A 21,121-nucleotide genomic window follows, 5' to 3' on the forward strand; every position below is an offset into this window, starting at 1 on the left:
CGACTCGCCCGATTTCCGCCGTTCGGGCCACGTAAGTCCTGGCCAGCGGCATGAACGGATCTGCCTGAACGGCTTGGAATCCGGGCCCCGGGTCTATTAACGTTCGATAACGCAGCGCGGTCGTCCCAGCCGTCACCGAAGGCGGCTCCGTGCGCGCCTGCCGAATCCCGCGAGGGAGCCGGGGAACCACCACCTTGGGGTGAATCACGCGGATACCGCCGTGTCGCACGGCCGGTATACGCGCGTAGGAGACCTTCCTGCTCCGAACCCGTCAGCTAACCCGGTAGGCGAGACGGAAGGAAAGGAGTGCGCCCACGTGGCGTTCAACCGGCCTGCCCAGAGCACCTCGTTCGCCCCGAACGGTACTCAGACGCTCGACGTCGCCCCCGGTATCGACGAGGGCCCCTGGGAGGAGTGGAACCCCACCGAGGACTCCATCCGCCCCGTCCGCGGTCGGCACCGCGTCGTCAAGCAGCGCGGGGGCGGGCTCGCCCGCAGCTCCACCGTCCTCGGCGTCGGTGTGATCGCCGCCGTCGGCGCGGGCGGCATGGCCACCGCGCAGTCCGGCAAGCCGCCGGTGTCCATATCCCTGCCGGACCTCTCCTCGGTCACGGAATCCGCCAAGGCGCTCATCGGCGACGACTCCGGCGCCCCCGAGAGCTCGGCCACCGCTCTCAGCAGCGTCGGCCGGACCGACGCCCGCGATGCCACCGACGCCGCCGGTTCGAAGGGCGCGGGCGAGGCGCTGCGCGCCCGGATCATGCAGCAGGCCGAATCCCAGCAGGACCGGCTCGCGCAGGAAGCGGCGCAGGCCGCCGAGGACGCCGCGGTGAAGAAGGCCGCCGCCGCGGCGGCCAAGGCGCAGGACGACGCGCAGGCCAAGGCCGCCGCCGAGAAGAAGAAGGCGGAGGAGGCCGCGCGGCTCGCCGCTCTCGCCCGGCAGTTCACGCTGCCGACCTCCTCCTACACCCTGACCTCCCACTTCGGCGACGCCGGTGCCATGTGGTCCTCCGGTTTCCACACCGGGCTGGACTTCGCCGCACCCACCGGCACGCTCATCAAGGCCGTCCACAGCGGCACGATCACGGAGGCGGGCTGGGCCGGCTCGTACGGCTACCGCACGATCCTCACCCTCGACGACGGCACCGAGCTGTGGTTCTGCCACCAGTCGTCGATCAGCGTCACGGTCGGGCAGAAGGTCAGCACGGGCGACGTCATCGGCCGAGTGGGCGCGACCGGCAACGTCACAGGGCCGCACCTGCACCTGGAGGTCCACCCCGACGGCGGCGCCGCGATCGACCCGCTGGCCTGGCTGCGCGGCAAGGGCCTCAACCCCTGACCCCACCCCCGCCACGAGCGCGTTCGTTTGCAAGATCTTTGCGGGCTTCCCGGAAGACACCGGCCTGGTCCGGGCGTTGACACAGGGCATGACTTCTCTTCGCAAGCTGGGTTCTTCCGACCTCGAGGTCTTCCCGCTGTCCCTCGGCGGCAACGTCTTCGGTTGGACCGCCGACGAGACACAGTCCTTCGCCGTCCTCGACGCATACGCGCAGGCGGGCGGGAACTTCGTCGACACGGCCGACGCGTACTCGGCCTGGGTGCCGGGCAACGAGGGCGGCGAGTCCGAGACCATCATCGGCAAGTGGGTGAAGGCGCGCGGCAACCGCTCCGACGTGGTCATCGCGACCAAGGTCAGCCAGCACCCCGACTACCAGGGCCTGACCGCCGCCAACATCAAGGCCGCGGCCGACGCGTCCCTGCGCCGTCTGGACACCGACTACATCGATCTCTACTACACGCACTACGACAAGCCGGAGGTGCCGGTCGAGGAGATCATCGGCGCGCTCGACGAGCTGGTGAAGGCGGGCAAGGTGCGCGCCGTCGCCGCCTCCAACATCTCCCCCGAGCGCCTCCAGGAGTCCCTGGACTTCTCGGACCGCGAGAACCTGGCGCGGTACGTGGCACTGCAGCCGCACTACAACCTGGTCTCGCGCGACACCTACGAGGGTGCGCTGCAGGACCTCGCCTCCCGGGCGGGGCTCGCGGCGGTTCCCTACTTCGCGCTGGCAGCGGGCTTCCTGACCGGCAAGTACCGGCCGGGGACGACGGTGGAGTCGGCGCGCGCGGAGGGCGCGGCCAAGCACCTCGCGACCGAGCGCGGACAGCGGGTCCTGACGGCCCTGGACGAGATCGCCGAGGCCCGGGGCGCCGAGATCCCGACGGTGGCGCTCGCCTGGCTGGCGGCCCAGCCGACGGTCGTGGCACCGATCGCCTCGGCGCGGACGGTGGAGCAGCTGCCGGCGCTGCTGGCCGTGGCGGACCTGACGCTGACGGACGAGGACGTGGCGAAGCTGACGGAGGCGTCGGCGTAGCACGGCAGACGGCGGAATCGGGTGGTGCCGAGCCGGCGCCAACTCCTAGGAGCGATAGGGGTTGTACTCCGGATACGGCACCGCAGGGCCGTACTGCGGCATCGCAGGGCCGTACTGCGGCATCGCAGGGCCGTACTGCGGCGGGCCCTGGAAGGTCACGTGCCCGTACCCCGGCCACACCGGCGGAGCCACCGGTGCCGTCGCCCGTGCCGCATACGCCAGCGCCGGCCGCGCCACCTCCCGGCGCGCCCACAGCTCGGTCAGCAACTCCCGCTCCCGTACGACGAAATCGGCGCCCGCGCGGCCCCTGCGCCCCCGGTGGCGCAGGAACGCCAGGGACGTCGCGTACGCCTCGTACCGCGCGACCGACCGCGCCGCGTCCTTCCCGAAGTGCTGCCTCGCGTATTCACGGGCCAGCCGCCGCGCCCGCATCGAACCGAGCACGAACGGCTCCACCGGCCCCATCCACCCGGCGACCACGTACGCGGGCAGCTCCTCACGCACCGTCCGCAGCTCCCGCTGCCGCGTCCAGATGACCAGCCAGGTCAGCAGCCCGAACGCGGGCACCATGAACGACGCGTACACCGCGAAGAACCCGTACTGGCCGAACGTGGACGACCCGTTCCACATGGAGTGCATGCCCATCGCGAGCAGCAGCCCGCAGAGCGGCGTCAGCACCCGCCGGACGTGCTGGCGCTCCGCGGACAGCGCGGCGATGCCGAAGCCGATGCCGGTGAGCACGGTGAACAGCGGGTGCGCGAAGGGCGACATCACCACGCGGACGAAGAAGGTCGCGGCCGTGACGGACGCCAGCCCGCTTCCCCCGCTCATCTGGTCGGTGCCGAAGGCCGTGCCCAGGTAGAGGATGTTCTCGGTGAAGGCGAAACCGGTGGCGGTGACGCCGGCTATCACCACTCCGTCGACGATTCCGGTGAAGTCCCGTCTGCGGAAGAGGAAGACCAGCAGCACGGCCGCGGCCTTCGCGGACTCCTCCACGATCGGCGCTATCACGGTCGCGCCGAGCGTGTCGGCGCTGTGTGGATCGGCGGTCGCGGTCGCTATCCACCGGGTGGCGAAACTGTTGGCGACGATCGCGATGAGCGCGGCGGCGCACGCGCCCCAGGCGAAAGCGAAGATCAGGTTCCGCCAGGGTCCCGGCGCCACCCGGTCCAGCCAGCGGAAGGCCGCGATGAGCAGCGGCACGGGGAGGACCGCGAGGCCCAGCCCGACCAGGAAGCCCTCGGTCCCGGTCTGCTGCCGTACGAGGGCCAGGATGACGAGCCCGGAGAGCGCGAGGAGCGTGGTCAGCGCCCCGTATCGCACCCACCGCCTCTGCCACCAGTGCGGGTGCCCGAACGAGCCGGCGGCGTCACCGCCCGGGTGAGTCGGGTACGAGGGAAAGGTGGCCACGGCATCGACCCTAACGAGACGGGGAGCCGCCCGCGACGGTGTCCAACGGACGTGCGGACGCTCAGTCTTCGGCGGTGGGCTGGTCGCGGTGCGGTACGCGCCGGAAGAGCAGGTCGTTCACGACATGACCCTTGTCCAGACCCTGCCCTTCGAAACGGGTCAGCGGCCGGAAGTCGGGACGTGGCGCGTATCCGCCGCCGGGCTGGGTGTTCTCGAACCCCGGGTGTGCGGTGAACACCTCCAGCATCTGTTCCGCGTACGGCTCCCAGTCCGTGGCGCAGTGCACCAGCGCGCCCGGCTTGAGACGGCTCGCGGCGAGCGTGAGGAAGTCGGGCTGGATGAGCCGCCGCTTGTGGTGGCGCTTCTTGGGCCAGGGGTCGGGGAAGTAGACGCGCAGCCCGTCGAGGGAGTCGGGGGCGAGCATCTCGCGGAGCAGGATGATCGCGTCGCCGTTGCCGACGCGGATGTTGGTCAGTCCGGCCCGGTCGGCGAGGGCCAGCAGGTTGCCCTGGCCGGGGGTGTGCACGTCGACGGCGAGGATGTCGGTGTCGGGGTCGGCGGCGGCCATCTCCGCGGTGGCCTCACCCATGCCGAAACCGATCTCCAGCACGACGGGGCGGCTGTTCCCGAACAGCTCGGCGAGGTCGATGACCCGCTGCCCGTCGATGTCCAGCCCCCACTTGGGCCACAGCCGCTGGAGCGCGTCCGCCTGCCCGGCCGTCACCCGGCTCCGCCGCGGCTGGAAGCTACGGATCCGCCGCTCGAAATGCGACCCGGCGGGATCGGCCTTGGGCCCGTCGGGAAACCGGGGCTCCCCCTTCGCCCGGGCGTGCCGAATGGACGCGCCGGCGCCACGACCTGAGCCGCCACCGGGGGTGAGCTGGGAATCTTCGGGAGCGAAGTTGAGGGAGTCAGACACAGTGGGATCAATTTTAGGGGTTGGTCAGCTGGAACCAGCCCGCCCGTCTGGGGGTCCGGTCCCCCTGCTCGAAGAGCCTGGGGAGTTCGAGGACGAGGCCGCAGGACGACGGGGGTCTGGGGGCGGAGCCCCCAGGGGCGGGAAGAGCAGGGACGGGAAGAGCAGGGACGGGAAGAGCAGGGACGGGAAGAGCAGGGACGGGAAGAGCAGGGACGGCGGGGGCGAAACCAACCGTGGCGGCGCGGCCCGGGCACCGCTCAGTCCCGCCTCAGCACCACCAGCGCCCGCCGCGCCACCTCCCGCCCGATCGCCAGCGAAGCGGTGGCCGCGGGGGACGGCGCGTTCAGCACGTGCACCGCCCGCGCCCCCTCCCGGATCAGGAAGTCGTCCACCAGCGTCCCGTCCCGCAGCACCGCCTGCGCCCGCACCCCGGCAGGCGCCCGCACGAGGTCGTCCTCCCGCACCGCGGGCAGCAACCTCCGCACGGCCTCGGTGAACGCCCCCTTCGACACCGACCGCCGCAGCTCCCCCGCCCCGTACCGCCAGTGCCGACGCGCGATCCGCCACGACCCCGGCCACGCCACCGTCGCGCCCAGCTCCCGAGGCCGTACGACCCCCCAGCCGTACCCCTCGCGGGCCAGTGCCGGCACCGCGTTCGGCCCGATGTGCACCTCTCCGTCGATCCCGCGGGTCAGATGCACCCCGAGGAACGGAAACGCAGGATCCGGCACCGGATACACCAGCCCCCGCACCAGCTCGGGCCGGCGCAGCGTGTAGTACTCGCCCCGGAACGGCACGATCCGCACCTCGGGGTCGTCCCCGGTCAGCCGGGCCACCTCGTCGCAGTGCAGCCCGGCGCAGTTCACCAGCACACGCGCGCGGAGAACCGTCCCGTCACCCGTGCGTACGGCGACCCCCAGGGAGGCGCGCCGGTCGATCCGGACCACCTCCGCCCCGTAGCGGATCTCCGCGCCCGAGGCCTCCCCGAGCTGCCGGGCGACCGCCACGAAGTCGCAGATCCCGGTGGTGCCCACGTGGATGGCCGCGAGCCCCTGCACCTCCGGCTCGTACTCCGGTATCTGGGTGGCGCCCAGCTCCCGTACCGGAATGCCGTTCTCCCGGCCGCGCTGCACCAGTGCGTGCAGGCGCGGCAGCTCATCCCGCTCGGTCGCGACGATCAGCTTGCCGGTGACGTCGTGAGCGATGCCGTACTCCGCGCAGAACTTGACCATCTCGGCGGCACCCCCCACCGCGTACCGCGCCTTCAGGGAGCCGGGTCGGTAGTAGATCCCGCTGTGGATGACCCCGCTGTTGCGTCCCGTCTGGTGGCGGGCCGGGCCGGCCTCCTTCTCCAGGACGGTCACCCGCGTGCCCGGCGCGGCGCGCGTGATCGCATACGCCGTCGACAGGCCGACTATTCCGCCACCGATCACCAGCACGTCGCAGTCGTAGGCGATCTCCCGCACCTGCTCCACCTCCCGGTTTCGATAGTGCACTGCGCCACTGACAATGCCTTCAAACCCGGGGCGGCGCCCCCTGCGGCCGCGCCGTCAGACCGGAGCCATCAAAAGCGGCCGCGCCCGCTCCCGCAGCTCCGCCACGCGCGGTTCGTCGCCGTACGGCTCCAGCCGGTGCAGCAGGTCCCGTACGTACTCGGTGGTGCGGGCCGACGATATGCGCCCGGCGATCTCCACCGCCCGCACGCCCTGCTCGCAGGCCGCGTCCAGGTTGCCCGACTCCAGCTCGGCGACCGCCGACACCACCAGGCGCAGGCCGTGCGAGCGCACGTACTCCTCGCCGGGCCGCGACAGAGCCTGTTCGGTGAAGCGGCGGACCTGGCGCGGGGCCTTGAGGTCGCGGTAGCACTCGGCGGCGTCGGCGGCGAAGCGGTCGTAGGAGTAGAAGCCGAGCCAGGACGGGTCGTTGTCGCCGTCGCGGGCCCTCTCCAGCCAGCCCTCGGCGGCCTTCAGGGCCGCGCCGGCCGCCTGTGCGTCACCCGCGCGCGCGTGCGCGCGTGCCTCGACCAGGCGGAAGAAGCTCATGGTGCGGGCGGTGGCCAGGCCGCGGTTGCGCTCCAGGGCGGCCTGGGCGAGGTCGACGCCCTCGTCACCGAAGCCGCGGTAGGTCGCCTGCAGCGACATGGAGGCCAGGACGTAGCCCCCGAGGGGCACGTCGGCCGCCGCGCGCGCGAGGCGCAGCGCCTGGATGTAGTAGCGCTGGGCGGCCTCCTGCTGACCGGTGTCGAAGGCCATCCAGCCCGCCAGCCGGGTGAGTTCGGCGGCCGCGCCGAACAGCGCCCTGCCGACCTCGTCGGAGTACGACCCGAGCAGCAGCGGCGCCGCCTCCACCCTCAGGCACTCCGGCACCATCGACGACCGCCAGTCGCCGCCCCCGTACTTGGAGTCCCAGCGCCTCGCGTCCTCCGCGGCCTCGCGGAGCTTCCGGACATCGCTGTGGCCGACCTTGATCGGCGCCCCGGACCCCTCGCCCGGGACGGGGTCGCGGGCCACCGAACTGTCGGCCGGTGTTATCAGCCAGCGGGAGGCAGGGGTCGCGTAAGCGCTCACTGCGAACGATCCGGCCAACGACTGCCAGATGCCGCCGCTGCCGGCCCGGCGCCCGGCGAGGTCGAGGCGGTAGAGCTCCGTCGCCGATCTCACCGCCTGTCCTACGTCCCGGGGGAAGGCGAGGCCCACTTCCGGTGCGGGATCCGCGTCCGCCAGACCGATCTCGTGGAGCGGTACGGGGCGGCCGAGCTTCTGGCCGATGGCCGCGGCGATCAGGTGCGGCGCGGCACCCTGCGGCACCATGCCCTTCGACACCCAGCGCGCCACCGAGGTCTTGTCGTAGCGAAGTGTCAACCCGCGCTGGGCGCCAAGATCGTTGACGCGCCGGGCGAGTCCTGCGTTGCTGATTCCCGCGAGGGCGAGAACGGCGCCGAGCTTTTCGTTCGGCCCGCGTTGCTCCCTGGACATGCGCCACCCCTCGACACAGACGGCTGCCGCAGCGGTGGCATAACCGCGCGGCATTCGTAAACCCAGCGTAGTTCGCCGCATCCCATGCGTTAAGGGGCGTAAATCCGGTTGGCGGGATTGTGGTCCGTACTTATGTACGGAGTGTCGCCACGTGCTCCCGCTGTGTGGCCGTGCGCCCGTCCGTGCGCTCTTCTCCGGCCACCGCGGGGGCGGTTCCATGGGCCGTGCGTGGGTCGGCCCGCTGTACTGGATCCAGTGGGCTGGGGGACACCGCCGCCTTCATCCCCGCGGGCGGCGGACCGGTCCGGGGGGCGAAGTCCGTCTCCCGGACCGTGCGTTGCCCAGGGCCTGTACGGAGCGTGCCCAAGCCTGGCCGCCCGCTGCCGATTTGGCCGAAAACCGATGGTGGATTTCGACCGCCACCAAGGCCCCGACCACGACTCTTGAGGGCGCGAACGGCGTTTTCGGGGAGCATTACGGGGGCGCATTCACGTCGCTGTTTCCTTCGTCGTGTCTCCGACGGCCGTGGGTCGCGCGGAAGTTCACCGGCTCGGGGACCGCTCTCCACGGGCGCGTTACGGGGCGCACGAGCTGTGGCTTGCACCCTCCGGGGCCCATTCTTCGTGGCAGCATGGAGCCGTTCGTACGGTGCACTGGTTGTCCACAGCCTGTGGAGGCGTCGATGCGGTGGTTGGTGGGATGGAGCAGCACCGCCGCGGGAGCCGTCGAGCCCGGCTCGGCCGGCGCCACCGGTTACGACGGCGAGACCGTGCACCCGGTCGGCTCCCAACTTTTGTGGGGCGACCCCGATCCGCTGTGGGCGGTCGGCGACTGGCGTCCCGACGAGGTGCGCGTCGTGAAGGCCGACGCGCGGACCCGGATCGCGGTCCTGGGCACCTGCGGCGCATCCGACGAGCAGCTGCGTGTCGCCCTGTTCGCCGCCCGGGGCGGGGCGCTGCGCCATCTGACCGCCTGGTCCGGCAGCTACACGGCCGTCGTCCAGGTCGGCCGCAGGATCACTGTGTGCGGCGACCTCGCGGGCGCCCGGCCGGTGTTCTACACCCCCTGGGCCGGCGGCACGGCCTACGCGACCGCCGCGCTCCCGCTGGCCGACCTCATCGAGGCCAACCTGGACTTCGGGCACCTGGCGGCCCTGCTCGCCGCCCCCGACGTACCGGCAGCGCTGCACCACTCCACCCCGTACGACGGCGTACGACGCATCCCGCCGGGGCACGCGCTGATCCTGCGTGCGGGGGCCCGGGAGATCGCCGGGTACGAACCGGTCGCCTCCCTCGCGGTCGCGGCGCCCCCGGCGGACCCCGCCGACGCGGTGGACGCGGTGCGCGACGCCCTGGTCGAGGCCGTACGAGCGCGTCTGTCGGCACCCCGGCACGTCCCGAGCGCCGACCTCGACCCCGGGCCGGTGCCCGGCATGGGACCCGCGGAACGCCGTGCCGCGCGCGGAATGCCCGTCCCCGGCATCGGAGCCGACCTGTCCGGCGGCCCCGCATCCGGCACCCTGGCCCTCCTCGCGGCCGGACTGCCGGGCATGCCCGGCACGATCCTCGGCCACGGCACCGGCGCCGGCGAACGCCTGCTCGCCGTCACCTTCAACGACCTCGCCGTCATGGGCCGCGAGGCCGAACTGGAGCGGGCCGGCACGCTCGCGGCCAACCCCCGGCTGCACCATGTGGTGGTCACCGGCGGAGAGGAAGTGCTCCCTTATGCCGACCTGGAGGGCCCACTGACGGACGAACCGGGCCCCTCCCTGGTGACGGCGGCCCGGCACCGCGCCCGTCTCGCGTCGGGCAGCGCGGACCACTTCACCGGCTACGGCGCCCGGCAGGTCCTCGACGCGCACCCGGCCCGACTCGCCGACCTGCTGATGGACCGCAAGCGCCGCCACCTGGTGCGACCCATGGCCGCGCTCGCGAAGGCGGACGGCTCGGTGATGGTCCCCGCGCGCGTGTACAGCGCGGCCCGCAAGCTGTCCCGCACGCCGTACCGGGCCGGCGTCGACGCACTCGCCGACCGGCTGATGCGGCGGCGGTTCGAGGAGCCCGGGGGTGCCGTGGGCGCGTCGCTCGCCGCGCTCACCTGGGCGAGACCCGGGCCGGCGGCCCGCTGGCTGACCGGTGAGGCGCTGGCTGAAGTATCGGTTCGCCTCCAGGGTGCCGCGGGCCGGCCGGACGTCGGCCCCGGGCAGCGTCCCGGCGACCACCGCGCGCGTGCCGCACTGGCGAGGCACGCCACCGACCTCCGCGTCCTGGAACAGGCCGCCGAGATCCGCTCCCAGCGGCTGCACGCCCCGTTCCTGGACAACCAGGTCGTGCGCGCCTGCCGCGCGCTTCCCGAGACCCTGCGGGTGCAGCCGGGGGCACGGGCGGCGATCCTGCGCACGGTCCTCGAGGGCGCGGGCGTCGGCGGCCTGCCGCCCGGCTGGGGCACCCCCTCCCACGGCTCCTCGGCAGCCGCGACCCGCGCGGGCCTCAGGCTCGCCGCGAACTCCCTCGTCGACCTCTTCGCCGCCCCCCTGCTGGCGGAGGCGGGCCTGGTGGAGGCCAGAGTGGTCCGCAAGGCGGTACGCGCGGCGGCCGACGGCGCCCCCCTCCCCCTGGACGGCCTGGCAGACCTGGTCTCCCTGGAACTCTGGCTCCGCCGCCTCCTGTCCCGCCGAGGCACCTGCTGGACGGGAACCCCGGCAAGGGCACGCGCGGTACCGGCGGGGATCTCGGCCCGGGGAAGGGCGCTGGGGGCTGGGGCGTAGGGCACGGCGCGCCTGTGGGCAGGCGACGGCGGGCACCCGATCACGGCATCCGCAGCCCAGGGACCCACAAACCCCGTGCCCCACCTCCCACCCCCCGTAACAATGACCCGGTGCGGTACAGAATCCTGGGCACGGCCCAAGCAGAGGACGACCAAGGAACCCCCGTCCCCCTCGGCGGCCCCCGGCTCCGCGCCCTCCTCACCGCCCTGGCCCTCCGCCCGGGCCGCACCACCACCCCCCAGACCCTCATCGACGAGATCTGGCCGGACGACCCCCCGCTCGACGCCCCCGCCGCGCTCCAGGCCCTCGTCGCCCGCCTGCGCCGCACCCTCGGCCGGACCGCCGTCGCCTCCGCCCCCGGTGGCTACCGTCTCGACGCCGGCCGCGACTCCGTCGACCTCTTCGTCTTCGAGGATCTCGTCCAGCGCGGCACCACCGCCCTCACCGACGGCGACCCGCACACCGCCGCCCGCGATCTGCGCACGGCCCTCGCCCTGTGGCACGGCCCCGCCCTCGCCGACCTGCCCGACCGCACCGCCGCCGCCCGCCCCGAGGCCCTGCGCCTGACGGCGACCCGCGCCCGCATCGAGGCCGAACTGCGCCTCGGCCGAGCCCCGGACGTCGTACCGGAGCTGACGGAGCTGACGACGGCGCACCCGTACGACGAACCCCTCCACGCCCTCCTCATCCGCGCGCTGCGCGCCATGGGCCGCGGCGCCGACGCCCTCGCGGCGTACGAACGCGCCCGCCGGGCCCTGGCGGACGGCCTGGGCACCGACCCCGGTCCCGAACTCCAGTCCCTGCACGCCGAGCTGCTGTCCCCCCGGATCTCCCCCCAGGTCTCCCCGCAGACATCCGCTCAGACCTCGGCGCCGCCCACCGCCCAGACCCCCGGGCCGGGCTCCCCGCAGCCACCCGCCCCGCTCAAGCCACCGACGGCCCCCCGCACCGGCAACCTCCGCCCCCGCCTGAACTCCTTCGTCGGCCGGGAACTCGAACTGGAGGCGATCCGTTCGGACCTCCACAGGGCCCGCCTGGTCACCCTCACCGGGCCGGGCGGCTCCGGAAAGACCCGTCTCGCCGAGGAAGCCGCCGCCGGGCTGCCGCAGGCGTGGCTGGCCGAGCTGGCCCCGCTGGACCGGCCGGAGGCGGTCCCCGCCGCGGTGGTCAGCGCCCTCGGGCTGCGCGAGACGGTGCTGATCACCAACGAGCTGGCGATGCCGCAGGACGACCCGGTCGCCCTGCTGATCGAGTACTGCGCCCCGCGCAGCGAACTCCTGATCCTCGACAATTGCGAACATGTGATCGACGCGGCGGCCGAGCTGGCCGAGACGCTGCTCACGCACTGCCCGGGCCTCACGATCCTCGCCACCAGCCGTGAACCCCTGGGTGTACCCGGCGAGTCGGTCCGCCCGGTGGAGCCCCTGCCGCCCGATCCCGCGCACCGCCTCTTCCTCGAGCGTGCGGCGGCCGTGCGCCCCGACCCGCACGCCGTTCACGACCCCGAGGCCGTCGACGAGATCTGCCGCCGTCTCGACGGCCTGCCCCTGGCCATCGAGCTGGCCGCCGCCCGCCTGCGGCTGCTGACCCCCCGGCAGATCGCCGACCGTCTCGACGACCGCTTCCGTCTCCTCACCTCCGGAAGCCGCACGGTGCTGCCCCGCCAGCAGACCCTGCGCGCGGTCGTCGACTGGTCCTGGGACCTGCTCGACGAACGGGAGCGCACGGTGCTGCGCGAGGTCTCCGTCTTCGCCGGCGGCTGGGACCTCGCCGCCGCCGAGGCGGTGTGCACCGGCCCGGTCGCCGACCTGATCGGGGCGCTCGTCGACAAGTCCCTGGTCGTCGCGAGCCCGGGCGACGGGGACGGCGGTACGGGCATGCGCTACCGCATGCTGGAGACGATCCACGAGTACGCAACCGAGCGCGCCGCCGAGGCCCCCGAGCTGCGCGCCGCCGCCGAGCGCCGGCACCGGGCGTGGGTGCGGGCGCTCGTCGAGGAGGCCGAACCGAAGCTGCGCTCCGCGGGGCAGCTGCCGTGGATCCGCCGCCTGGAGACGGAACTCGACAACATCCGGGCCGCGCTGTACCGCGCGATCGCCGCCGGTGACGAGGAGGAGGCCGGCGCCGTCGTGCTGGCCACGGGCTGGTTCTGGTGGCTGCGCAACTTCCGGCGGGAGGGCACCGAATGGACGGAGCGGGTGCTGCGCCTGGGAGCGGCTCTGGATGCCGGTGCCACGGCCGGCTCCCCGCCGTGGTCGGCGTCGGCGGCAGCGGCGACCAGGCGTCCCTCCACCGACGTCCTCGACGAACTCGCCGCGATCGACCACGTCGACGCCTTCCTCGCCCGGCCCGCCGCCGAGGAGCGGCACCCCCTGCACTCCCTGCGGATGCGTCTGCGGATGCTGCACCTGTTCTTCGTCGTGGAATCACGGCCGTCGGAGTCGATGCGGGACGAACGGACCCGGCGGTACACCGCCCGGGTCCGGGCGGCCTTCGAGCGGGGCGGTCCGGACGCGGCCCGGTTTCCCGGCATGCTCTGGGCGCTGACCGTGTTCCATCTGGGCGAGTCGTACGACGTCCGGCACGCCATGGACGCCATCCTCGCCAACTGCCGCCGCTACGGCGGTGACTGGGAGACCGGCGTGGCCCTCATGTTCCGCGCGCACATGCTCGTCGACTCCCCGGGCGGTCTGCACCACGTGGACGGCGACCTGACCGAGCTGCGCACGCTCAGCCGTCGCGTCGGCGACCGCTGGATGAGCGCACAGGTGTCCAGCGCGGTCGGGGAGGCGGCGATGGGGCGCGGCTCCTTCGAGGAGGCGAAGGGCGAGTACGAGGAGGCACTGCGGCTCGCCCACGAGGTGGGGGCGTACGCGGAGTCCCCGTTCCTGCTCGCCCGGCTCGGCGAGATCGCCTACCGGGAGGGCAAACGGGCGGACGCGCAGGCGGCGCTGGACGAGGCGAGCGACGCCGCCGACCGGTACGGGGTGCACGACGCCCGCGGGTACGTGAGCCTGCTGCGCGCGCAGATGGCGCTGGACGACGGGGAAACCCTCCGGGCGCGCGCCTTGTGCGAGAGCGCGCGGGTGGAGACCGTCCGGAACGCGCCGCCGCCGCAGTTCATCGCCGCGCTGAACGGCATCGACGCGCTCGTCACCATCGCCGAGTCCGGGCCGTGCCACGGACTGCCCAAGCTCGCCGATGCGCTGCGCCATGCGGTGGAGAGCGGGTGCGCTGAGTCGGTGACGGCGGGGCTCGTGGACATCGCGGCGAACGCCCTGGCCGCCCTCGGCGAGCATGCCCGCGCGGTCCGGCTGCTCGCGGCGGCCGACCGGTGGCGCCTGCCGAACGCCGTACGACCCGAGCCGGACCGCGTCGAGGCTGAGCGGACCGAGGCGGCCGCGCTGAAGGCGCTCGGGCGGGCCCGGTTCGACGTGGAGCGGGCGAGGGGCACGGAGTTCACCCCGGACGACGTGCTGGGAGAGCTGGCGGTGGCGTCCGCGGACCACCCCGTCCGTTGAGCCGGCGGCCCCCGGTGAGTCGGGAGGTCAGGGGCCGTGCCGACGGGTGAACCGTGCCTCCGCCCGATCCGCGAGCGCCGCCGGGTCCCTGGGGCCCGGCGGCGCTCGCGGCGGTCGTCCCTGGGCGGTGCGGCGGTCGGTCCGGCTCACACCGGGCGGGACCGCAGGCCCTCCAGGAGGATGTCCAGCAGCCGCGCCGAGGCCGCCGCCTGCTGGGCGGCGTCCGGCAGTGAGGGCGCCGCCGTGGCGATCACCAGCAGCACGTCCGACACGGTGACGTCCGGCCGCAGTTCACCCGCCGCGCGTGCCCGCTCCACGAGCTGCCCGACGACCTCCAGCAGCGTCGCCGCTCCGGCGTCGTCCGGCTCCGGCGCGGACCGCTGCTCCACGAGCCGCAGCTCGGTGGACGACTCGGACCGCTGCTGCGGCACCCGGGCCCCGTCCACCGACCCCGCGTCGGACTCCTCCGTGCCCTCCTCGACGACCCCCACCCGCAGCACGTGCGGCGGCAGCAGCCGTCCCGCGCCCGAGGCCACCGATGTGCGCAGGAAGCGCGAGAGCGCCGACCACGGTTCGTCCTCCTGACCGAGCGCCGTCCTGGCCTGCTCGGTCAGCCGGGAGGTCTCCTCCTCGGCTATCCGCCGCACCAGGACGTCCTTGCTCGGGAAGCGCCGGTACACGGTGCCGACGCCGACCCGCGCGCGTCGCGCCACGTCCTCCATCGGCGCGCCGTACCCCAGCTCGCCGAAGACCTCGCGTGCCGCGCGCAGTACGTGCTCCAGATTGCGCTGTGCATCCACACGCAGCGGCGTCGTCCGCGCAGCATCCCCGCGTCCGTTGTCCACCGCCGCGCTCACCGTGCCCGCCGCCGCGACGGCGGACACGGACGACCAATGAGAGTCCTGAATGTGCATGAGTGTTCCCCCGGTCCTGACGTCTCCCCCCGGAGACTCTCCCCGCTATCGGAAACCGGAGCGTACGGAACAGGCGTCGTACGTGACCGGGCCCGTCCGTCGCGGACCCGCGAGCGCATCCCCCCTACACCCCGTCAAGAGACGAACATAGTTGAGCGGGAGTCAATTCAGAAGGGGCGCGTTCCGGGCGGGTCGCCCCCCGATCGGAGTACCGGCCGGATTCGCCCCCTTCGTACCCCTCGCAGTAACCGCTCACACCCATGCTGACCTGCGGTGATTCTCCGCATGCCGGTGATTCGGCCAACCCTGCCCCACCCGTCCGTCCCGTCACACAATTTGCCGGGCCTGTGGACAAATTCGGGCGCCGGGTGCCTCATGGGAAGGTGACGGCTGCATTCCACCGGGCGACGCCCCCCGAACACCCGAAGTGTGTGCGCATCCTCATCGTCGGCGGCGGCTACGTCGGCCTGTACACGGCGCTGCGCCTGCAACGGAAGCTGAAGGCGGAACTCCGCCGCGGCGAGGCGGAGATCGTGGTGGTCTCGCCCGACCCCTACATGACCTATCAGCCGTTCCTGCCGGAGGCGGCTGCCGGCGCCATCTCGCCGCGCCACGTGGTCGTCCCGCTGCGCCGCGTCCTCCCGGACTGCCACGTCCTCATCGGCGAGGCCACGGCCGTCGACCACGCCAAGCGGATCGCCACCATCTCCACGCTCGCCGGCGAGGAGACCGGGCAGGCGGAACAGATCGCGTACGACGAACTCGTCCTCGCACCCGGCTCCATCTCGCGCACCCTCCCCATCCCCGGTCTCGCCGACCACGGCATCGGCTTCAAGACCGTCGAGGAGGCCATCGGCCTGCGCAACCACGTCATCGAACAGATGGACATCGCCTCCTCCACCCGCGACCCCGCGATCCGCGACGCGGCCCTCACCTTCGTCTTCGTGGGCGGCGGCTTCGCCGGCGTGGAGGCGCTGGGCGAGCTGGAGGACATGGCCCGCTACGCCGCCCGCTATTACCACAACGTCAAGCCCGAGGACATGCGGTGGATCCTCGTGGAGGCCTCCGACCGCATCCTCCCCGAGGTCGGCGAGGAGATGGGCCGCTACACCGTCACCGAGCTGCGCCGCCGCAACATCGACGTGCGCCTCGAGACCCGCCTGGAGTCCTGCGCCGACCGGGTCGCCGTCCTCTCCGACGGCTCCCGCTTCCCGACCCGTACGGTCGTGTGGACCGCCGGTGTGAAGCCGCACCCGATCCTCGCCGCGACCGACCTGCCGCTGAACGAGCGCGGACGCCTGAAGTGCACCCCGCAGCTGACCGTGGACGGCGTCACGCACGCGTGGGGCGCGGGAGACGCGGCCGCCGTCCCCGACGTCACCGCCGAGGAGCCCGGCAGGGAGACGGCACCCAACGCCCAGCACGCGCTGCGCCAGGCCAAGGTGCTCGGCGACAACATCGTGCACGCGCTGCGCGACGAACCCCTGGAGACGTACGCGCACAAGTACGTCGGTTCGGTGGCGTCCCTGGGGTTGCACAAGGGGGTCGCCCACGTCTACGGGCGCAAGCTCAAGGGCTGGCCCGCGTGGTTCATGCACCGCACGTACCACCTCAGCAGGGTGCCCACCTTCAACCGCAAGGCTCGCGTACTGGCCGAATGGACGCTGGCAGGCCTCTTCAAGAGGGAGATCGTGTCGCTCGGTTCACTCGAACATCCCCGTGCGGAGTTCGAACTGGCCGCCGGTGGAAAGCATTCTTCAGACCCGAAGGGGTCGAACTGAGCGGACCCAGGAACTCCGCCGGAAACACCGACGTCTGACGGATGTCGGTCCGGTCGGCCAGACTGGTCCACGAGCTGGGCGGGCCGACCCTCGCCCTGACGCACCCACCAGGCTTTCCCCACAGCGCCGCACCCCCGGGGACTGGCCCCCCGGACCCCGCCCGGATCCGGAGCCGGCCGGAGACGACAACGACGAGGCAAGGAATCGGTGAACTTCACGCGCTGGAGCGCCCGGCTCCCCGGAACGCAGCGCCGCGCCGCAGCGCGGACCGACCACGCGGTCTCACCGGACCGGCGGGACGGCTCCGTGCCCGTGGCCCGCGCCGAGCGGCTCACCGACGACACGCCGAGCGTGCCCGCCCTCGACGAACTGCCGGCGCGGGAGGTCCTCGACCGCATCCCCGCCCTCGTCGCCCTGGTGCACGGCCCCGACCACCGCGTCGCCTACGTGAACGACGCCTACACGGCGGCCTTCGGCGCCCGCCCGGTCGGCGAACCCGCGCGCGAGGCACTGCCCGAGCTGGAGGCACTCGGGCTCCTCCCGCTCCTCGACCAGGTGCTGCGCAGCTCCAAGCCGCGCACGGTCAAGTCCCGCAAGGCGCCCGGCGGCCGTTCGTACACCTTCACCTGCACCCCGGTGGACGCACCCGACGACAAGTCCCGGGGCGTGCTCGTCTTCGCGGCCGACGTCACCGACCACGCCGACGCCGCCGAGCGGCTGCGCGCCAGCGAGCGCGAGCAGCGCCGGACCGCGGTGACCCTCCAGCGATCCCTGCTGCCCCAGGAACTCGAACAACCCGACGACCTGCGCATCGCCGCCACCTACCAGCCCGGCGGCACCGAGGCCGCGGTCGGCGGAGACTGGTACGACGTGATCACCCTCGGCGGCGGCCGCACCGCGCTGGTGATCGGCGACGTCATGGGCAGGGGCGTCCGCGCGGCTGCGGTGATGGGCCAGCTGCGCACGGCGGTGCGCGCGTACGCCCGCCTGGACCTGCCCCCGCACGAGGTCCTCCAGCTCCTCGACGGCCTCGCCACGGAGATCGACGCCAACCAGATCGCGACCTGCGTCTACGCCGTCCACGACCCGAACGAGGGCCGGCTGGTGTACGCCTCGGCCGGCCACCTCCCGATCCTGGTCCGCGACGAGAGCGGCAACGTCCTGCGCGCGGACGAACCCACGGGCCCGCCCCTCGGCACGGGCGGCTGGATGCACACCTCCGGCTCGGTACCGCTGGCACCGGGATCCACGGCCGTCCTCTACACCGACGGACTGGTGGAACGCCGGGACGCCGACCTGGACGAAGGCATCGCGGCTCTCGCGGGTGCGCTCGCCGGCGCCACGGGCACACCCCAGGTGATCTGCGACCGCCTGCTCCGTTCGGCGGGTGTCACGGCGGGCCACGACGACGACGTGGCGGTCCTGGTCCTCCAGCACCCGGCCCGGACGGGACCGGACGGCGAGCTGTTCCGCAACGCCGCACTGGAGTTGCTGGGCGGGGTGGAGGCGGCGCCACGCGCGCGTGCGTTCGCCTCCGGTGTGCTGACGAGCTGGCGGTTCCCGGCGGACCTGCACGATCACGGGGTGCTGGCGGCGAGCGAACTGGTCGCCAACTCGCTGCAGCACGGCACGCCGCCCATGCGGCTGCGCCTGCGCCGCACGGACCGCCGTCTGATCATCGAGGTCACGGACGGCGACGACCACCTCCCCAGGCGCCGCCGTGCGGAACCCGCGGACGAGGCGGGCCGGGGCATCGCCATCGTGGCCACGATCGCGTCGAGCTGGGGGTCACGCAGGACGCCCGGGGGTGGGAAGGCGGTGTGGTGCGAGTTCGCCCTGCCGAAGGCCGACGGCTGAGTTCCCCGGGCAGGGGCGCTCAGGTGCGCGCCGACGCCGGCTCCGCCGACGTACCCCCCTGGGCCACGACCCGGCTCCTGCCCAGCGACGGCCGGTTCTGCGCCGGCGTCAGCAGCCGCCCGAGCCGCACCGCCAGCACCGTGATGCCCAGCGAGCACAGCAGGAACGTCACGACGTAGGGTCCCGGCAGGGCCGCCGCGAGGGGACCACCCACCGCGGGCCCCACCGCCAGCGCCAACTGCTTCACCAGGGCGAACACCGAGTTGTACTGCCCCGCCATCCCCGTCGGCGCCAGGTCCGCCACCAGCGGCGCGACCGTCGGCGACAGCATCGCCTCACCGAGTCCGAACAGCGCGTACGTCGACACGAACGCGGCCGTCGCCATCTCCCGGCTGCCGTGACCCAGCCCCGCGTATCCCGCGACAGCCCACGCCACGGCCCAGATCAGTCCCACGGCCGCGATCACCCGCGACCGCCTGCGCCGCTCAACGAACTTCAGCACCGCGAACTGTGCCACCACGATGGTCGCCGTGTTCGCCGCCAGCGCCGTACCCAGGGCGGACGTCGAGATCCCGGCCGCCTCCACGCCGTACGCGCTCAGCCCCGACTCGAACTGTCCGTAGCACGCGAAGAACAGCACGAAGCCCAGCACGCACAGCTGCACCATGGCACGGTTTTCCAGCAGCTGCCTCCAGCTCGCCCCGTCGCCCCGCGGCGCCGTCTCCTCGATCCTCGGCGCCCGCGGCATCCGCACCGTCGCCATGACCACGACCAGCAGGAGGAACATCGCCGCCTCGATCGCGAACAACAGCGTGAAGGACGCCGCCCGCGACACGTCGACGAGGTGCCCGCCGATCAGCCCACCGACCCCGAGCCCGAGGTTCTGCAGGAAGAACTGCACCGCGAAGGCCCGCGACCGCGTCTCAGCGACCGAGCAGTCCACGATCATCGTGGCCAGCGCCGGCTGCATCACCGCCTGCCCGGCCCCGAGCAGCGCCGCCGACAGCAGCACGCTCACCGCGCCGGACGAGACACCCAGGCTCAGGGAGCCCGCCGCGGCCATGACGAGGGCGGCGAGCAGCACCGGAAGCGGGCCGCGCCGGACGATGGCCCGCCCGGCGAACGGCAGCACGACCAGCGCGGCCACAGCGAAGACGGCGAGTACGAGACCCGCCGTCACAGCACCGAGATCCCGCACCTGCGCCACATAGACGTACAGATAGGGGACGGTGAAGCCGAGACCGAACGCGCTGAGTGCGTTACCCACGTGGATCCGGCGCATCGCTGCGCCCATCGCCCTGGTCACTTTCACCTTCCTTGAGAAGCGGGCCGCCGAGAGCCCGAGGTCTTACCCTCTGAAGCGGTTAACCCTGAAGACTTCGAAGCTAAATTTCGAGATTAAACAGTACACCTTCAAGGAGTTCAACGCCAAGCGGCCGCGTGTCATACTGCGCCCATGGGTGACACCCCCGGCGTGAGCGAGCCGACCCTCGACGAACAGATCGCCGCCTACCAGCGCGAGTTCCGGGACCTGGACCCGCAGGTGGAGAAGATCGTCTCGGCGCTGTCCCGGCTCAACCGCCGCATGAACGTCGCCTACGGCCGCCAGACCGCAGCGCTCGGCATCAGCAACACCGACTGGGAGGTCCTCAAGGCCCTCGTCCTCTCCGGCGCCCCCTACCGCATGGGCCCGAGCGACCTGGCCAAGCGGCTCGGTCTGACGCCGGCCGCGATGACCCACCGCATCGACCGCATGGTCGGCGAGGGGCTGGTCACCCGGGAGCGCGACGAGGCCAACCGCGTCCGCGTCATCGTGGAGCTGACCGACGAGGGCCGTGAGAAGTGGCTGGAGGCGATGCGCCTTGCCTCCGGGTTCGAGGAAGACCTCCTCCAGGACCTCTCGCCCGAGGAACGCACGGTCCTGGGCGACGTGCTGACGCGCCTGCTGCGCCGCGTGGAAGACGCACAGCCGGACGCCGGCGGCCGCCTCAGCGACCTGGACTGACGCCGCCCGCAGGTTTGACGCGGTGCCAGGGTGGGGAGGCTTGACAGTCCACCCCCCGATCCGTAAAGTTCTTCGGGTTGCCACGGGGCCGTAACGGTTCTGCGGCAGCACCTCCGCCGCATCAGCGGCAACAAACCACTCAGCACGATCTCCCAGCCGGGTCGATTTCGGCATGCCCGAAATTGGATTTGATTGGGAACGGCGACCCCGATCCGCTCGATTGGGAATCGCCGGAGAGATCCGCTAGAGTCGGAGACGTCGGAACGGCCCAAGGGCCGGGAGGACAAGCCCGGTTGACTGGGCATCAGCCCCCGAAGGTGACTGAGGGATCTGATAAAGTCGACAAAGCCGGAAGGCCGAAAGGCCGGAAAGCACCGAGGAAATCGGGTCGAGAAAAGATCTGATAGAGTCGGAAACACCGAAGGGAAGCGCCCGGAGGAAAGCCGAGAGAGTGAGTCTCTCCGGTGAGTACAAAGGAAGCGTCCGTTCCTTGAGAACTCAACAGCGTGCCAAAAGTCAACGCCAGATATGTTGATACCCCGTCCGTCGGATGATTCCGATGGTCGAGGTTCCTTTGAAATAACACAGCGAGGACGCTGT

The 21,121-nt window shown here is 72.6% G+C and carries 13 protein-coding genes and 1 riboswitch; of the genes, 7 read left to right on the forward strand and 6 right to left on the reverse strand.

Features of this window, described 5'->3' with window-relative positions; translation table 11 throughout:
* Positions 1–148 precede the first annotated feature (148 nt).
* Positions 149–305: riboswitch (cyclic di-AMP (ydaO/yuaA leader) on the forward strand.
* A gap of 11 nt (positions 306–316) precedes the next feature.
* Positions 317–1,339, forward strand: a complete 1,023-nt coding sequence (locus tag SY2F82_RS27470) for a M23 family metallopeptidase (protein WP_200421804.1) — start codon at positions 317–319, stop codon at positions 1,337–1,339.
* Between the two features lie 88 nt (positions 1,340–1,427).
* Positions 1,428–2,372 (forward strand): aldo/keto reductase, encoded by a 945-nt coding sequence (locus tag SY2F82_RS27475; protein ID WP_200421805.1) that lies wholly within the window; start codon positions 1,428–1,430, stop codon positions 2,370–2,372.
* Positions 2,373–2,417: 45 nt separating this feature from the next.
* Here the strand turns inward: SY2F82_RS27475 and SY2F82_RS27480 are convergent, their stop codons facing one another.
* From SY2F82_RS27480 to SY2F82_RS27495, 4 genes are all read right to left on the reverse strand, one after another.
* Positions 2,418–3,782, reverse strand: a complete 1,365-nt coding sequence (locus SY2F82_RS27480) for a PrsW family intramembrane metalloprotease (RefSeq protein ID WP_200421806.1) — start codon at positions 3,780–3,782, stop codon at positions 2,418–2,420.
* Positions 3,783–3,843: 61 nt separating this feature from the next.
* The gene (gene trmB / locus SY2F82_RS27485; protein WP_374707211.1) at positions 3,844–4,701 is read right to left on the reverse strand and encodes a tRNA (guanosine(46)-N7)-methyltransferase TrmB; all 858 of its coding nucleotides are present in this window, start codon (positions 4,699–4,701) and stop codon (positions 3,844–3,846) included.
* A gap of 257 nt (positions 4,702–4,958) precedes the next feature.
* The gene (gene lhgO / locus SY2F82_RS27490; protein WP_374707212.1) at positions 4,959–6,197 is read right to left on the reverse strand and encodes an L-2-hydroxyglutarate oxidase; all 1,239 of its coding nucleotides are present in this window, start codon (positions 6,195–6,197) and stop codon (positions 4,959–4,961) included.
* A gap of 54 nt (positions 6,198–6,251) precedes the next feature.
* Positions 6,252–7,676: an MFS transporter gene (locus SY2F82_RS27495; protein WP_200421807.1), complete on the reverse strand. Its 1,425-nt coding sequence runs from the start codon at positions 7,674–7,676 to the stop codon at positions 6,252–6,254.
* A gap of 682 nt (positions 7,677–8,358) precedes the next feature.
* On the opposite strand from SY2F82_RS27495, the gene SY2F82_RS27500 reads away from it, so the two are divergent.
* Both SY2F82_RS27500 and SY2F82_RS27505 read left to right on the forward strand, forming a co-directional pair.
* Positions 8,359–10,443, forward strand: coding sequence for an asparagine synthase-related protein (locus SY2F82_RS27500; protein WP_200421808.1), 2,085 nt, complete (start codon positions 8,359–8,361; stop codon positions 10,441–10,443).
* A 110-nt stretch (positions 10,444–10,553) separates the two neighbouring features.
* Entirely contained in the window at positions 10,554–13,964 is a 3,411-nt protein-coding gene (locus tag SY2F82_RS27505) for a BTAD domain-containing putative transcriptional regulator (RefSeq protein WP_200421809.1), read from the forward strand.
* A 146-nt stretch (positions 13,965–14,110) separates the two neighbouring features.
* Here SY2F82_RS27505 and SY2F82_RS27510 read toward each other — a convergent pair whose 3' ends face one another.
* The gene (locus SY2F82_RS27510; protein ID WP_200421810.1) at positions 14,111–14,878 is read right to left on the reverse strand and encodes a TetR/AcrR family transcriptional regulator; all 768 of its coding nucleotides are present in this window, start codon (positions 14,876–14,878) and stop codon (positions 14,111–14,113) included.
* Positions 14,879–15,261: 383 nt separating this feature from the next.
* Here SY2F82_RS27510 and SY2F82_RS27515 point away from each other — a divergent pair, with 383 nt between their 5' ends.
* Entirely contained in the window at positions 15,262–16,659 is a 1,398-nt protein-coding gene (locus SY2F82_RS27515) for an NAD(P)/FAD-dependent oxidoreductase (protein WP_374707213.1), read from the forward strand.
* 207 nt (positions 16,660–16,866) lie between these two features.
* On the forward strand, positions 16,867–18,516 hold the full coding sequence (locus tag SY2F82_RS27520; RefSeq protein ID WP_200421812.1) for a SpoIIE family protein phosphatase: 1,650 nt from the start codon (positions 16,867–16,869) through the stop codon (positions 18,514–18,516).
* Positions 18,517–18,535: 19 nt separating this feature from the next.
* On the opposite strand, the gene SY2F82_RS27525 is transcribed toward SY2F82_RS27520, so the two are convergent.
* A complete protein-coding gene (locus SY2F82_RS27525; protein WP_200421846.1) occupies positions 18,536–19,810 on the reverse strand; it encodes an MFS transporter in 1,275 nt (424 codons plus the stop codon).
* A gap of 162 nt (positions 19,811–19,972) precedes the next feature.
* On the opposite strand from SY2F82_RS27525, the gene SY2F82_RS27530 reads away from it, so the two are divergent.
* Entirely contained in the window at positions 19,973–20,521 is a 549-nt protein-coding gene (locus SY2F82_RS27530) for a MarR family winged helix-turn-helix transcriptional regulator (RefSeq protein WP_200421813.1), read from the forward strand.
* Positions 20,522–21,121 lie beyond the last annotated feature (600 nt).

It is taken from the genome of Streptomyces sp. Y2F8-2 (assembly GCF_014905555.1).
Lineage (GTDB): Bacteria > Actinomycetota > Actinomycetes > Streptomycetales > Streptomycetaceae > Streptomyces > Streptomyces cynarae.

Coding starts and splice junctions, on each gene's coding strand:
- SY2F82_RS27475 (WP_200421805.1), top strand. CDS start 1,428: ATGACTTCTCTTCGCAAGCTGGGTTCTTCCGACCTCGAGGTCTTCCCG.
- SY2F82_RS27495 (WP_200421807.1), bottom strand. CDS start 7,676: ATGTCCAGGGAGCAACGCGGGCCGAACGAAAAGCTCGGCGCCGTTCTC.
- SY2F82_RS27500 (WP_200421808.1), top strand. CDS start 8,359: ATGCGGTGGTTGGTGGGATGGAGCAGCACCGCCGCGGGAGCCGTCGAG.
- SY2F82_RS27510 (WP_200421810.1), bottom strand. CDS start 14,878: ATGCACATTCAGGACTCTCATTGGTCGTCCGTGTCCGCCGTCGCGGCG.
- SY2F82_RS27525 (WP_200421846.1), bottom strand. CDS start 19,810: ATGGGCGCAGCGATGCGCCGGATCCACGTGGGTAACGCACTCAGCGCG.
- SY2F82_RS27530 (WP_200421813.1), top strand. CDS start 19,973: ATGGGTGACACCCCCGGCGTGAGCGAGCCGACCCTCGACGAACAGATC.